We start from the raw sequence: 14288 nt of genomic DNA, 5'->3' as shown, positions 1-14288 counted from the left end.
CCGTCGTCGTGTCCGGGTGTCGCCATGCCACGCCGGCTCGATTACTTCTCGGAATCCACCAGCCCGCGCACGAACCAGCGCTGCATCGTCAGCACGACGGCGAGCGGCGGCAACATCGCGAGCAGCGTCGCGGTCATCACGAGGTGCCATTCGGTCGCGGTGTCGCCGGACGCGATCATGCTGCGGATGCCGACCACCGCGGTCATCAGCGATTGCTGGCTCGTGATCAGGATCGGCCACAAGTATTGATTCCAGCCGTAAATGAACGTGATGACGAAGAGCGCGGCCATATTCGTCTTCGACAGCGGCAGCACGACGTCCCAGAAGAAGCGCATCGTGCCCGCACCGTCGATGCGCGCCGCCTCCATCAGCTCGTCGGGCAGCGTCATGAAGAACTGGCGGAACAGGAACGTCGCGGTGGCCGACGCGATCAGCGGCAAGGTCAAACCGCTGTACGTATTGCTTAGATGCATCGACGACACGACTTGCACGGTCGGGAAGATCCGCACTTCGACCGGCAGCATCAGCGTCATGAAGATCAGCCAGAACGAGAGCATGCGAAACGGAAAGCGGAAGAACACGATCGCGTACGCGGAGATCATCGACACGGCGATCTTGCCGGTCGAAATTGCCAGCGCCATCACGAGGCTGTTGAATAGCATGCGGCCGAACGGTGCCGCCGCATTGCCGCTGCCGTGCGACCAGATGGTCGCGACGTTCTCGAACAGATGCGTGCTCGGCACGAGCGACAGCGGCACGGTGAAAACCTCGTGCTCGCTCATCGTCGCGGCGCAGAACGCGACGTACACCGGAAACACCACGAGCACGACGCCGAGAATCAGCACCGCGTGGCAGAACAGGTCGAAACCGCGTCGGTTCTCGATCATGAGTATTGAACCCTGCGTTCGATGAAGCGGAATTGCACGACCGTCAACGCGACGACGATCACCATCAGGATCACCGACTGCGCGCCCGAGCTGCCGATGTCGAGCCCCTGGAAGCCTTCGGCGAAGATCTTGTAGATCAGCGTGCGGGTCGCTTGCGCGGGGCCGCCGCCGGTCGCAGCGTCGATCACCGGGAAGGTGTCGAAGAACGCGTAGGTGAGGTTGATCACCAGCAGGAAGAAACTGGTCGGCGACAGCAACGGCAGCGCGATGCCGAAGAAGCGCCGCACGGGACCCGCGCCATCGATCGCCGCCGCTTCGATCAGCGAGCGTGGAATCGCCTGCAAGCCCGCATAGAAGAACAGGAAGTTGTAGCTGATCTGTTTCCAGACCGACGCGAGCACCACCAGAAACATCGCCTGGCCCGCGTTCAGCGCGTGATTCCACACGATGCCGTACTTCGCGAGTGCAAAGGTGATGAGGCCGATGCTCGGATTGAACAGGAACGACCACAGCACCGCGGCGATCGCGGGCGCGACCGCGTACGGCCAGATCAGGAGCGTCTGGTAGGTCTTCGCGGCGCGCGTCACCCGATCGGCGCAGACCGCGAGCAGCAGCGAGATCACGAGCCCCGACACCGTGACGAGCGCGCAGAAGATCAATGTCGTATTGAACGACGACAGATAGAGCGGATCGGCGAGCAGCTGCCTGAAGTTGGCGAGCCCGACGAACTCGCTGGATGTGCCGAACGCATCCTGGCTCTGCGTGGATTGCCAGAGCGCCTCGCCGGCCGGCCACAGGAAGAACAGCAGCGTGATCGCGAGTTGCGGCGCGACGAGCAGATAGGGCAGCAGACTGGTGCCGAAGCTGGAGCGCTTTTCCATCGAAGATTTCCTGGGTTTGCTGCGACCATGGGTTTCGGCGCGAGCGCGCCGAAACCGTGCCGGTGAACGCCGGCTTGCCTGCCTAGTTGCCGGCTTTCTCGAAGCGACGCAGCAACTCGTCACCGCGCGAAACCGCCGAGTCGAGCGCCTGTTGCGGCGTCTTCTTCTGTGCCCAGACCTGTTCGAGTTCTTCGTCGATCACCGTGCGGATCTGCGGCATGTTGCCCAGACGCAAGCCCTTCGTGAACGGCAGCGGCGGCTTGTTGAGCATCTGGCGGATCGCCGTATCGCTGCCGGGGTTCTTCTCGTAGAAGCCTTGCTGGCGCGTCAGGTCATAGGCGGCCGTCGTGACCGGCAAATAACCCGTGTCCTGATGCCACTTCGCGGCCACCGGCGCCGAGCTCAGATACGCGAGGAACTTCGCCACGCCCTTGTAGACGGCCGGGTCCTTGCCCGACAACACCCACAGGCTCGCCCCGCCGATGATCGCGTTCTGCGGCGCGCCCTTCACGCTGGCGTCGTACGGCATCATGCCGGTGCCGAAATTGAACTTCGCATACTTCTTGATCGTGGCAAGCGAGCCCGACGAGTTCGTGATGATCCCGCAGTCGCCGCTATAGAACTTCGACACCGGTTCGTCCTTGCGGCCGACATAGGTGAAGGTGCCGTCCTTCTGCATGTTCTGCAGGAACTGGATGTGCGCGACTTGCAGCGGCTTGTTGAATTCGAGCTGCGCGTCGAGGCCGTTGAACCCGTTGTTCTGCGACGCGAACGGCGCGGCATGCCACGCGCTGTAGTTCTCGAGCTGAATCCAGCTCTGCCAGCCCGACGAATAGCCGCACGACATGCCCGATGCCTTGAGCTTCTGCGCGTCGACCTGTAATTCGGCCCAGGTTTTCGGCGGCTGGTTCGGATCGAGCCCGGCCTTCTTGAACGCGTCCTTGTTGTAGTAAAGCACCGGCGTCGAACTGTTGAACGGCATCGAGATCAGCTGGCCGGTTTTCGCGTCGCTGTAGTAGCTCGCGATCGTCGGCACGAACGCCTTCTGGTCGAGCGGCACGCCTGCCTGCTTGAACACGTCGGTGACGGGAATCACGGCCTTCTTCGCCTGCATCATCGTGGCGGTGCCGACTTCGTACACCTGCAGGATGGCTGGCGCGTTGCCGCTGCGATACGCGGCGATGCCGGCGGCAAGGGTCTGGTCGTAGGTGCCTTTGAACACCGGCACGATCGTGTAGTCGCTTTGCGACTTGTTGAAGTCGTTGGCGATGTCGTTCAGACGTTCGCCCAGTGCGGCTTCCATTGCGTGCCAGAACTGGATTTCGGTCGCGGCGTGGGCCGCCTGGCTAAAGCCGACGCTCAGCGCGGCGGCAATGGACAGCGAACGGAACAGCGGCTTGCAATTCATCGATTGTGTCTCCTGTGTCGATCGGAGTGGGTGCTTGAGCACGTGATCCAATCCCATGCACGGCAGTGCGGAACGGGCGCGGATGCGAATCGCGCGATTTTATTTGTGTTCGATGACGGTCCGGCGTCGGTTGCGGCTTTGGCGGCCGGGCGGCGTTGAACCGCGGATGGCGGGCGCCGGACGCAGCAATTTAACATCGGCTGTCATGAAACGGAAACAATCGAAATGGGCAATGCCCGTGGAGTCGGTGCGGTGACCGGCCGTCGCAGCGGAGCCGTGACGAAGCCGCGCGAGTGGTTCGCGCTCCTGTGCAATCGGCTGGCGAAAAAAAAAGCCCGCTGGAAGCGGGCTTTTTCTGGAAGGCGGATGCGGCCGTTAGACGTTGAACAGGAAGTTCATCACGTCGCCGTCATGCACGACGTATTCCTTGCCTTCGGCGCGCATCTTGCCGGCTTCCTTCGCGCCTTGCTCACCCTTGTAGGTGATGAAGTCGTTGAACGAGATCGTCTGCGCGCGAATGAAGCCGCGCTCGAAGTCCGTGTGAATCGCACCCGCCGCTTGCGGCGCGGTATCGCCGATATGGATCGTCCATGCACGCACTTCCTTCACGCCGGCGGTGAAGTAGGTTTGCAGGCCGAGCAGCTTGAAGCCCGCGCGGATCACGCGGTTCAGGCCCGGCTCTTCCATGCCCATGTCGGCGAGGAACACTTCCATGTCGGCTTCGTCGAGGTCGCCGATTTCCGCTTCGATCGCCGCGCACACGGCCACGACCGGCGCGTTCTCGGCAGCCGCGAACTTCGCCACGGCGTCCAGGTGCGGATTGTTTTCGAAACCGTCGTCCTTCACGTTGGCCACGTACATGGTCGGCTTCGCGGTGATCAGGCAGAACGGCTTGAGCGTGGCCTTTTCGTCGTCCGACAGATCGAGCGCGCGGACGGGCTTGGCCTGGTCGAGTTGCGCACGCGCCTTTTCCAGCACGGCGGCGTTCTTCGCGGCTTCCTTGTCGTTACCCGACTTGGCGGCCTTCGAATAGCGCGCGAGCGCCTTTTCGACGGTGGCGAGGTCGGCCAGCGCCAATTCGGTGTTGATTACTTCGATGTCCGACAGCGGATCGACCTTGTTGGCGACGTGAATCACGTTGTCGTCTTCGAAGCAGCGCACCACGTGCGTGATCGCGTCGGTTTCGCGGATGTTCGCGAGAAACTGGTTGCCGAGGCCTTCGCCCTTGCTGGCGCCCGCCACCAGACCGGCGATGTCGACGAATTCCACCACCGCCGGCAGGATGCGCTCCGGCTTGACGATCTCGGCGAGCGCCTTCAGACGCGCGTCCGGCACCTCGACCACGCCGACGTTCGGCTCGATCGTGCAGAACGGATAGTTTTCGGCGGCGATGCCCGCCTTGGTCAGCGCATTGAACAGGGTTGACTTGCCGACGTTAGGCAGGCCGACGATGCCGCATTTGAGGCTCATGGAAATCCTTCAGTGAATCAGTAAGTTGCGTGATGCGCTCGACGCTGGGTGCGGCTTCGGAAAGCCTTCGCGCGTGGCGTGGGGGCAATCGCAGCGGAGCGGGACAGGTCACCGAATCGGGGCGTTGGCTCGACGATCGAGTGCGAGTTTTCACGGAAAGCGCAATTGTAACCCGTTCGGGTGGGCGTACCGGTGCGCTGGCGGGAAAGCCGGGCGCGCTGAGGGGACGTGCGGCGGACGCGATCTGCGCCCGTTTTTGTGCGGCCACTGTAGAATCGACGGCTCAGGGCCGCCAGAGCTCTTTTCCGGGGAATAGATGTGCGAGTAGTGAGATGGCTGGGAACCGGCGTGACGGTGGTGCTGGTCGGCGGGGCGGTCGCGACGTGGTTGTCGCAGAATTTCGACGAAGCTCAGGCCAACACGGACCGGCAGACGGTCGAGTGCCTCACGAACCGCCTGACGCAGGACGATCGGGCGCGCATCGCGCAATTCGCCGATAAAAACGACTTCGAATCACTGTGGCGCGTGTACGACCAAGTCTTCCCCGATTGCGCCGTACGTGGCGACCAGCGCGAGCGCAAAGCGCAACTCGAAGCGAGCGCATGGCGCATTCTCCAGTCCGACCCGCGCTTCATGCGTCTGCGCGAAGCGAATGCGGCGATGGCATCGGGTTCGCAGCACTAGCCCTCAGGCGTGCGCCAGGCCCGATTTTTCGGGCGCAATGACCGCACCCGCCGATCCGTCCCCGGCAACCCCCGCGGCTATAATGCGCGGATGAACGCACACCACCAGACCTTTGATGCCGCCGTGATCGGCGGCGGGCTCGTCGGCAAGACCGCGGCGCTCGCGCTCACGCAAGGCGGCCTGCGCGTGGCGCTGCTCGCGCAAGCTTGTGCAGCACTGCCCGCCGGCGCCGCTTTCGATTCGCGGGTCTACGCGTTGTCGGCGAGTTCGCAGGCGCTGCTCGAGCGCTTGCGCGTGTGGCAGGCGCTCGATCTGTCGCGGCTCGGGCCCGTCTACGACATGCGGGTCTACGGCGACGCTCATGCCGAGCTCCATTTCTCCGCATTTCAGGCGTCGGCGCCGCAACTGGCGTGGATCGTCGAGTCGTCGGTGATCGAACGCGCGCTGGATGCGGCGCTGCGCTTCCAGCCGAATCTCACCTGGATCGACTCGCGCGCTCAGGCGCTGGACTTCACCGCAGAGAGCGCGAGCGTCGGTCTCGCAAACGGCAATGTCGTCGAGGCCGATCTGGTGGTCGGCGCGGACGGCGCGCATTCGTGGGTGCGCGCGCAGATCGGCTCGAAGATGAACCGCCACGACTACCGGCAAACCGGCGTGGTCGCCAATTTCAAAGCTGAGAAGCCGCACGGCGAAACCGCCTACCAGTGGTTCCGCGACGGCGAAATCATCGCGTTGCTGCCGATGCCGGACGGCCATGTGTCGCTGGTCTGGTCGGCGCGCGCCGAGCACGCCGAGCAACTGCTCGCGCTCGATCCGGCGCAGCTCGCCGCCGAAGTGGAGCGAGCGAGCGGCGGCCAGTTCGGCGCGCTCGAATGCGTGACGCCCGCGCAGGGCTTCCCGCTCGCGCTGCAAACGGTGGACCGGCTGGTGGCGTCGCGTGTCGCACTCGTCGGCGATGCCGCGCATCTGATTCATCCGCTGGCGGGGCAAGGCATGAACCTCGGCTTGCGCGACGTCGCGGCGCTCGCCGAGACAGTCGCCGGCAAGGAATCGTTCCGCGATCTCGGCGACATGGTGCTGCTGCGCCGCTACGAGCGCGCCCGCCGCGAAGATATCCGCGCCCTGATGATCGCCACGGACGGCTTGCAGAAGCTCTTCTCCGTACCCGGGCCGTTTGCGAAGGCACTGCGTAACAGCGGTATGGCTTTCGTCGGGGCGCAGCCGTTCATCAAGCGCTGGCTGGTGTCGGCCGCGCTTGGGTAAACGCGCGGCTGGCGGCCACGGCCGGCAACACAGGTATCATGAACGGATTGACGGCCTGCCGGTCCGACCCGGCACGTGACACAACGCGCGACACGCGCGATCGAAACAGGAATTCAGCATGAAAAAAACCTTCCGCATGGTAGCGGGCGCGCTCGCGATTGCCGCTTTCACGATCGGCTGCTCGGCACAGGCCGATCAGACGACCGACAAGCTCAAAGCCACGCTGCAAACGCGTCTGGCCGACGTGACGATCAAGAGCATCACGAAGTCGCCGATCGCAGGGTTGTACGAAGTGAACCTCGGCAGTCAGATCGTCTATAGCGACGCGAACGGCGATTACCTGATGCTCGGCGACATGGTCGACGCGAAGACCCGCAAGAATCTGACGGAAGCGCGTCTATCCGACACCAACCGGATCGATTTCGCCAGCCTGCCGTTCGCGAACGCCGTGAAGGTCGTGCGCGGCAATGGCGCGCGCAAGATCGCCGTGTTCTCCGATCCGAACTGCCCGTACTGCAAGCAGCTCGAAACGTCGCTGAAGTCGCTCGACAACGTGACGGTCTACACGTTCCTGTACCCGGTACTGTCTCCGGATTCGACGGCCAAGTCGAAGTCGATCTGGTGCTCGACGGATCGCGCGAAAGCGTGGGAAGCGTGGATGCAGAACCACCAGGCGCCCACCGCCGCCGGCACCTGCGACACCGCCGCGATCGACAAGAACCTGACGCTCGGCCACGCGATGAACGTCGAGGGCACGCCCACGGTGTTCCTCGCCGACGGCCGCCGCCTGCCGGGCGCCGTGCCGGCCGAGCGGCTGGACCGCGAAATGGCCGCCGTGCACTGAACCACGCGGCACATGCAGGAGCAAGGAGGCGCACAGGGCGCCTCCTTTCGCATCGGGCCTGCCGAAGCAATGCCGACGTGTCGAGTCTCACGCATAGATCCGGCGTCTCGATCGACGCCTCGATCAACTTTTCGTCCCCCATCTCCTAATCGCCGCCGATGAAGCCGATCCGCTACACCATCGTTCCGAAGCAACCCGCCGCCCATCTGTTCGAAGTCACCGTGACCGTCGCCGATCCCGACCCCGCCGGCCAGCGTTTCATGCTGCCGGTGTGGATTCCGGGCAGCTACATGGTGCGTGAGTTTGCGCGCAACATCGTCACGCTGCGCGCTACCAACGACGCGGGCCGCAAGGTGCGGGTGGAAAAGACCGACAAGCACACGTGGCAGGCCGCGCCGGTCAAAGGCGCGCTGACGCTGCGCTACGAGGTGTACGCGTGGGACCTGTCGGTGCGCGCCGCGCATCTCGACGACACGACGGGCTTTTTCAACGGCACCAGTGTGTTTTTGTCGCCGCTCGGTCACGAGGAAGCGCAGTGCGTGGTCGACATTCAGAAGCCGCACGGCGCGGCATATCGCAACTGGCGGGTCGCGACCGCACTGCCGGAAGCGCGCGGCACGAAACGCTATGGCTTCGGCGAGTATCGCGCGCAGAACTACGACGAGCTGATCGATCATCCGGTCACGCTCGGCGAATTCGCTCTGGCGACTTTCGACGCGCATGGCGTGCCGCACGACATCGTGATTGCGGGGCGTGTGGTTGGGCTGGACATGGCGCGCTTGAGCGCCGACCTGAAGCGCATCTGCGAAGCGCAGATCGCATTGTTCGAACCGAAGACAAAGAAAGCGCCCGTCGACCGCTATGTGTTCATGACGCAAGCCGTCACCGACGGCTACGGCGGCCTCGAACACCGCGCCTCCACGGCGCTGATCTGCAATCGCGGCGATCTGCCCGTGCAAGGCCGCGAAGCGATGAGCGAAGGCTACCGAACCTACCTCGGCCTGTGCAGCCACGAGTATTTCCACACATGGAACGTCAAGCGCATCAAGCCGGCCGTGTTCGCGCCTTATGACCTGAGCGTCGAAAACTATACGTCGCTGCTGTGGCTGTTCGAGGGCTTCACGTCTTACTACGACGATCTGATCCTCGTGCGCAGCGGCCTGATCTCGCAGGACGACTATTTCGGCATGCTCGGCAAGGTGATCGGCGGCGTGCAGCGCGGCAGCGGACGACTCAAGCAGACTGTTGCCGAAAGCTCGTTCGACGCGTGGGTCAAGTACTACCGGCAGGACGAGAACGCGCCGAACGCGATCGTCAGCTATTACACCAAGGGCTCGCTCGTCGCCCTCGCGTTCGATCTGACGATTCGCGCGCAGACCGGCGACCGCAAATCGCTCGACGACGTGATGCGTCTGCTGTGGCAGCGTTTTGGCCGCGACTTCTATCGCGGCAAGCCGGTCGGCGTCGACGAAAGCGAGATCGAAAGGATATTCGCGGAAGCGACCGGAGCGGAACTGGGCGAACTGTTCGCCGAAGCCGTGCATGGCACCCGCGATCTGCCGCTCGGCCCGTTGCTCGAGCCGTTCGGCGTCGCGCTCGCGCCTGAACTGGACAAGAACGGCAAGCCTTCGTTCGGCGCGCGTCTGCGCGGCGGCGCGGATTGCACGCTGGCGGCGGTCCACGAAGGCAGCGCGGCGCAAAAAGCGGGACTCTCGGCCGGTGACGTGTTGATCGCGCTCGACGGCCTGCGCGTCACCGGTTCGAATCTTGACGGGTTGCTCGCGCGTTACCAGCCGGGTGCGAAGGTCGAAATCCATGCGTTCCGGCGTGACGAGCTGCGCACCACGCAAGTCAAGCTGGACGGGCCGGAGGTGGTGCGCTACAAGCTCGCCGTCAGCGACAAGCGGCCCGCCGCGCGCAAGGCGCGCGAACGGTGGCTGGCCAGCTGATCGTTAGCCTTTGCGGCATTAATGGGCGGGCGAGGGCGCGGGATTGTTCTACCAGTGCAACAATCCTTCGCTGCCGGATGGCTTTTTCCCGGGGCGGTAAAAAACCACAATGCTTCCACTCGCGCAACATTGCGCGCCCCTACTGGAGTCAACCATGACCACGATCCTGCAAATCAACTCGGCAGCCCGCTCACAAGGCGCGAACTCGACGCTGCTCGTCAACGAGCTGACCGCAAAACTGCAACAGTCGAATCCGGGCGCGCAAGTCGTCGTCCGCAACCTGCAAGCCGAACCGCTGCCGCACCTGGACGACGCCATCCTCGGCGCGTTCTTCACGCCGGCCGAGCAACGCACGGCCGAGCAAGCCGCGATTGCCGCACGCAGCGAAGCGCTGATCGCCGAACTGCAAGCCGCCGACATCGTCGTGATCGGTGCGCCGATGTACAACTTCGGGATCTCGTCGCAACTCAAGACGTACTTCGACTTCATCGCCCGCGCTGGCATCACGTTCCGGTACACGGCGAACGGTCCGGAAGGTCTCGTGAAGGGCAAGAAGGTCTATGTCGTGTCGGCTCGCGGCGGCAAGTACCTGGGCACGCCGAACGACAGCCAGACGCCGTATCTGACGAGCTTCCTGGGCTTCCTCGGCATGACCGACGTGAACTTCATCTACGCCGAAGGCCTGAACTTGGGCGCGGACGCGGCCAACGCCGCGCTGGCTGCCGCGCGTGAAGCGATTGCTGCCGCGTAAGCTTGTTGCTGCTTCGATACCGTGCTCCGAAGCCGCCAATAACTGCGGATAGCAGCGAATAGCAGGGAAATGAAAAACGCCACGGACGCGAGTCCGTGGCGTTTTCTTTTTGCGGCGCTGCTTGCGTTTGTCACGCCAGCATTTGCGCTTCGTCGGGCAGACGCCAGTCGATGGGTGCACGGCCCTGCTTCACGAGGTACTCGTTGGCCTTCACGAAGTGGCCGCAGCCGAGAAAGCCGCGATGCGCCGACAGCGGCGACGGATGCGGCGCCTCCAGCACGTAATGCGACTTGCCGCCGAGCAGCGCGCGCTTCGCTTGCGCATGCGCGCCCCACAGCATGAACACGAGGCCGTCGTGGCGCATCGCCAGTTCGTGGATCAGCGTGTCGGTGCATTTTTCCCAGCCGCGTTTCGCGTGGCTCGCCGCGCTGTCGCGTTCGACGGTCAGCACCGTGTTCAGCAGCAGCACGCCTTGTCTGGCCCACGTGTCGAGGCAACCGTGACGAGGCGTTTCGTGGCCGAGACTCGCGGCGATTTCCTTGAAGATATTGCGCAGCGACGGCGGCGTGCGCACGTTCGGCGCGACGGAAAAGGCGAGCCCGTGTGCTTGCGGCGTGCCGCGATCCTCGCCGTGATACGGGTCCTGGCCGAGGATCACCACTTTGACTTCGTCGGGGCTCGTCAGGCGCAACGCGCGGAACACGTCGGTGGGATAGACGGTTTTGCCGGCGGCGCGCTCACCATCGACGAAACGGCACAGCGGCGCGTACGCGTCGCTGTCGATGAACGGCTTCAGATGTGTGCGCCATGCCGGGGGCAGGGCGGCGAATTGGGCTTCGAGCGTCGGTGGGGCGAAGTCGGTCGGCGATTGTGTGGTCATGTCACTGGCCGATGTGGATGCGGCGTCGCCGAACAGGGAAGCCTGCGACGGATTGGAGCGGGTTCGGGAAGCGGAGGTCATGGCGGGGGAGTGTCGCAGCAAACGGGCTTCGGCTCAAGGTGCCGAGGCGCCAGGGCCGCCCAACCCGTCTGTTCAACCCGCCCGCAACTGATACCCACGCTGCGCCTTGCTGACGTTGTCCGGCGCGAGTCCGCTTATCCGCTTGCCGAGTTCCGCCGCGAGCGCGTGCAGCGCAGCTTCATCGCCGGATTTCAGCTCAAGCTCAACTTCCGAGATGGGCGCACGGCGGTTCTCGCCGTCGACTTCCGCGAGCACGTCGCCCTCGTCGATCGCCGCTTCGATTTCCGCACCGTCCAATTCGACGTGCCACAGCGTACGCGTGAAGTTCGTGCGAAACAGTTCGATCAAGGTGGACGCCGCCTGGCGCAACGCATCCGCCGCAGCCGGTTCATCACAGGCCTGCAGCAAAGCGTCGATCTCCAGCTTCGCGCCCGCCACCGGCATTTCCCATTCGTGCCGGCTGTGCAAACCCTCCTTCGCATTGCCCACCGTCTTGAAGGTTTGCAGCCAGCCATCCGGCGTTTGACGCAGACGCAGCGCACTCTTCGAGCTCGCCAACCCAAGCTGCGGCGTATCGAAGTAAATGTTCACCAGTTTGACCGGGCTGCCTTCCCGGCCGGTGCGCGCGACGAACCACTGTTGCGCCGCCTGCACCTGCCCGGCCGGCAGCGCCAGCTTGATTTCGCGTTCCATCCCCATGATGCGTTTCCTTGCGTGTACCGTCGCGGCGTCTAGAAAAACATTCGCGCAAGCTCCACGCCCGGCTCGTCTGCGCGCATGAACGCCTCGCCGACGAGGAACGTGTGTACGTCCATCGCGCGCAGGCGCTCGACATCGGCACGCGCCAGAATGCCCGATTCGGTGACCACGATGCGGTCATCCGGAATCGCATCGAGCATGCCGATGGTGGTGTCGATCGACGTTTCGAAAGTGCGCAGGTTGCGGTTGTTGATGCCGATCAGCGGCGTTTTCAGCGTCAACGCTTCCTTGAGCTCGTTGCTGTCGTGCACTTCGACCAGCACCGCGAGGCCCAGCGAATGCGCGAGCGCTTCGAGGTCCTGCATCTGCGCAGTGTCGAGCGCGGCGGCGATTAGCAGGATCGCGTCGGCACCCATCGCGCGCGCTTCGACGATCTGGTACGGATCGACGATGAAGTCCTTGCGCAGCACCGGCAACTGGCACGCAGCGCGCGCCTGCTGCAGATACGCGACGCTGCCCTGGAAGAACTGCACGTCGGTGAGCACGGATAGACAGGCCGCGCCGTGCTTCTCATACGAACGCGCGATTTCGGCCGGGTTGAAGTGCTCGCGCAGCACGCCTTTGGACGGGCTCGCTTTCTTCACCTCGGAAATCACCGCGGCCAGCCCCGCCGCGTGCTTGGCGCGCAAGGCGCCGACGAAGTCGCGGATGTCGCGCGACGACGCTTCGAGGCGCAACTCTTCCAGCGGCGCGCTCTGTTCGGCCGCGCGGACTTCTTCGCGTTTGACCGCGATGATGCGGTCGAGGATGTCGCTCATAAGTGTCTCGCTACGTTGATTGCTACCTGATCATTGCTTGAATTGCTGGGTGAAGCGAATCAGCTCGTCGACCTTCGCGCGGGCCTTGCCGCTCGCGATCGCTTCACGCGCCAGTTGAATGCCATCCGCGATCGACGCCGCCACGTTCGCCGAATACAGCGCCGTGCCCGCGTTCAGCGTGACGATTTCGCGCGCGACGCCAGGCTTGTTGTCGAGCGCCTCGAGCAGCATCGCTTTGGATTCGCTCGCGTCCGCCACTTTCAGCGTGCGGTTCGACACCATCTGCATGCCGAAGTCTTCGGGATGAATCTCGTACTCGCGGACTTCGCCGTCGCGCAACTCACCGACTTGCGTGGCCGCGCCGAGCGACACTTCGTCCATGCCGTCCATCCCGTACACGACCAGCACATGCTTTGCGCCGAGGCGCTGCATCACGCGCACCTGAATGCCGACGAGGTCCGCATGGAACACGCCCATCAACTGGTTCGGCGCGCCGGCCGGATTGGTCAGCGGGCCGAGAATGTTGAAGATGGTTCGCACGCCGAGTTCGCGGCGCACGGCGGCGATGTTCTTCATCGCCGGATGATGGTTCGGCGCGAACATGAAGCCCATGCCGGTTTGCGCAATCGACGCCGCCACCTGGTCCGGTTGCAGATCGATATTCACGCCGAGCGCTTCGAGCACGTCCGCGCTGCCCGACTTGCTCGACACGCCGCGATTGCCGTGTTTCGCGACCTTCGCGCCGGCTGCGGCCGACACGAACATGGTGGCGGTGGAAATGTTGAAGGTGTGCGCGCCGTCGCCGCCGGTGCCGACGATATCGACGAAATTCGAGTTGTCCTGCACGTCGACGTGACGGGCGAATTCACGCATCACCGTGGCGGCGGCGGTGATTTCGCCGATGGTCTCTTTCTTGACGCGCAAGCCGGTGATGATCGCGGCCGCCATCACGGGCGAGAGTTCGCCGCGCATGATGAGGCGCATCAGATGCAGCATCTCGTCGTGGAAAATCTCGCGGTGCTCGATGGTCCGTTGCAGCGCTTCCTGGGGCGTAATCGACATGATCTCGTCTCTCTTCATCAAGCGGTGCGGTGGGCGGTTTTCGACTGCTTCACGAAGTTCTCGAGCAGTGCGTGGCCGTGCTCGGACAGGATCGATTCCGGATGGAACTGAACGCCTTCGACGGCCAGTTCCTTGTGACGCACGCCCATGATCTCGCCGTCTTCGGTCCAGGCCGAGACTTCGAGGCAGTCCGGCAGCGATTCGCGTTCGATCGCGAGCGAATGGTAGCGGGTCACGACGAAATGCTTCGGCAGATCGGCGAACACGCCTTTGCAGTCGGTTTCGATCGTGCTGACCTTGCCGTGCATGATGGTTTGCGCGCGCACTACACGGCCGCCGAACGCCTCGCCGATTGCCTGATGGCCGAGGCAGACGCCGAGAATCGGCATCTTGCCGGCGAATTCGCGCAGCACGTCGAGGGTGATGCCGGCATGTTGCGGATTGCTGGGGCCGGGCGACAGGCAGATGCGCTCGGGATTGAGCTTCGCGATGTCGTCCAGCGTGATTTCGTCGTTCCGATAGGTGCGCACGTCTTCGCCGAGTTCGCCGAAGTACTGCACCAGGTTGTAGGTGAACGAGTCGTAGTTGTCGATCATGAGCAGCATGGTGTG

Annotated in this window: 14 protein-coding genes; 5 read left to right on the top strand and 9 right to left on the bottom strand. The window is 63.9% G+C overall.

What is annotated here, in order from left to right:
- Positions 1 to 41: 41 nt before the first annotated feature.
- From ugpE to ychF, 4 genes are all read right to left on the bottom strand, one after another.
- On the bottom strand, positions 42 to 887 hold the full coding sequence (gene ugpE / locus B0G69_RS04325) for a sn-glycerol-3-phosphate ABC transporter permease UgpE (protein ID WP_121315808.1): 846 nt from the start codon (positions 885 to 887) through the stop codon (positions 42 to 44).
- Positions 884 to 1768: a sn-glycerol-3-phosphate ABC transporter permease UgpA gene (gene ugpA, locus B0G69_RS04320; protein WP_121315807.1), complete on the bottom strand. Its 885-nt coding sequence runs from the start codon at positions 1766 to 1768 to the stop codon at positions 884 to 886. Before ugpA ends, ugpE begins: the two co-directional genes overlap by 4 nt.
- A gap of 82 nt (positions 1769 to 1850) precedes the next feature.
- Positions 1851 to 3176 (bottom strand): sn-glycerol-3-phosphate ABC transporter substrate-binding protein UgpB, encoded by a 1326-nt coding sequence (gene ugpB, locus B0G69_RS04315; protein ID WP_121315806.1) that lies wholly within the window; start codon positions 3174 to 3176, stop codon positions 1851 to 1853.
- Positions 3177 to 3551: 375 nt separating this feature from the next.
- Positions 3552 to 4646 carry a redox-regulated ATPase YchF gene (ychF, locus tag B0G69_RS04310; RefSeq protein WP_121315805.1) on the bottom strand — a complete coding sequence of 365 codons (1095 nt, stop codon included), beginning with the start codon at positions 4644 to 4646 and terminating at the stop codon, positions 3552 to 3554.
- A gap of 318 nt (positions 4647 to 4964) precedes the next feature.
- Between ychF and B0G69_RS04305 the strand changes: the two genes are divergently transcribed.
- The 5 genes from B0G69_RS04305 (at position 4965) to B0G69_RS04285 (ending at position 10137) form a co-directional block, all read left to right on the top strand.
- Positions 4965 to 5330 (top strand): hypothetical protein, encoded by a 366-nt coding sequence (locus tag B0G69_RS04305; protein WP_199731140.1) that lies wholly within the window; start codon positions 4965 to 4967, stop codon positions 5328 to 5330.
- A gap of 90 nt (positions 5331 to 5420) precedes the next feature.
- Entirely contained in the window at positions 5421 to 6593 is a 1173-nt protein-coding gene (locus tag B0G69_RS04300; protein ID WP_121315803.1) for a UbiH/UbiF family hydroxylase, read from the top strand.
- A 118-nt stretch (positions 6594 to 6711) separates the two neighbouring features.
- Positions 6712 to 7437, top strand: coding sequence for a DsbC family protein (locus tag B0G69_RS04295; RefSeq protein WP_121315802.1), 726 nt, complete (start codon positions 6712 to 6714; stop codon positions 7435 to 7437).
- A 158-nt stretch (positions 7438 to 7595) separates the two neighbouring features.
- Positions 7596 to 9386: a PDZ domain-containing protein gene (locus B0G69_RS04290; protein WP_121315801.1), complete on the top strand. Its 1791-nt coding sequence runs from the start codon at positions 7596 to 7598 to the stop codon at positions 9384 to 9386.
- Between the two features lie 154 nt (positions 9387 to 9540).
- Entirely contained in the window at positions 9541 to 10137 is a 597-nt protein-coding gene (locus tag B0G69_RS04285; RefSeq protein WP_121315800.1) for an NAD(P)H-dependent oxidoreductase, read from the top strand.
- Between the two features lie 130 nt (positions 10138 to 10267).
- Here B0G69_RS04285 and B0G69_RS04280 read toward each other — a convergent pair whose 3' ends face one another.
- The 5 genes from B0G69_RS04280 to B0G69_RS04260 form a co-directional block, all read right to left on the bottom strand.
- Positions 10268 to 11098, bottom strand: coding sequence for a uracil-DNA glycosylase (locus tag B0G69_RS04280; protein WP_121315799.1), 831 nt, complete (start codon positions 11096 to 11098; stop codon positions 10268 to 10270).
- Positions 11099 to 11170: 72 nt separating this feature from the next.
- Positions 11171 to 11797 carry a CYTH domain-containing protein gene (locus B0G69_RS04275; protein WP_121315798.1) on the bottom strand — a complete coding sequence of 209 codons (627 nt, stop codon included), beginning with the start codon at positions 11795 to 11797 and terminating at the stop codon, positions 11171 to 11173.
- A 32-nt stretch (positions 11798 to 11829) separates the two neighbouring features.
- Positions 11830 to 12615 (bottom strand): indole-3-glycerol phosphate synthase TrpC, encoded by a 786-nt coding sequence (trpC, locus tag B0G69_RS04270; protein ID WP_121315797.1) that lies wholly within the window; start codon positions 12613 to 12615, stop codon positions 11830 to 11832.
- A 30-nt stretch (positions 12616 to 12645) separates the two neighbouring features.
- Positions 12646 to 13677 (bottom strand): anthranilate phosphoribosyltransferase, encoded by a 1032-nt coding sequence (trpD, locus tag B0G69_RS04265; protein WP_121319094.1) that lies wholly within the window; start codon positions 13675 to 13677, stop codon positions 12646 to 12648.
- A gap of 17 nt (positions 13678 to 13694) precedes the next feature.
- Positions 13695 to 14282, bottom strand: coding sequence for an aminodeoxychorismate/anthranilate synthase component II (locus tag B0G69_RS04260; RefSeq protein ID WP_121315796.1), 588 nt, complete (start codon positions 14280 to 14282; stop codon positions 13695 to 13697).
- Between the last annotated feature and the right edge of the window lie 6 nt (positions 14283 to 14288).

The sequence above is a fragment of the Paraburkholderia sp. RAU2J genome (genome assembly GCF_003634845.1).
GTDB classification, from domain to species: Bacteria; Pseudomonadota; Gammaproteobacteria; order Burkholderiales; family Burkholderiaceae; genus Paraburkholderia; species Paraburkholderia fynbosensis.
The sequence above is the reverse complement of the archived record's forward strand: the minus strand, read 5'-3'. Positions and strand labels throughout refer to the sequence as shown.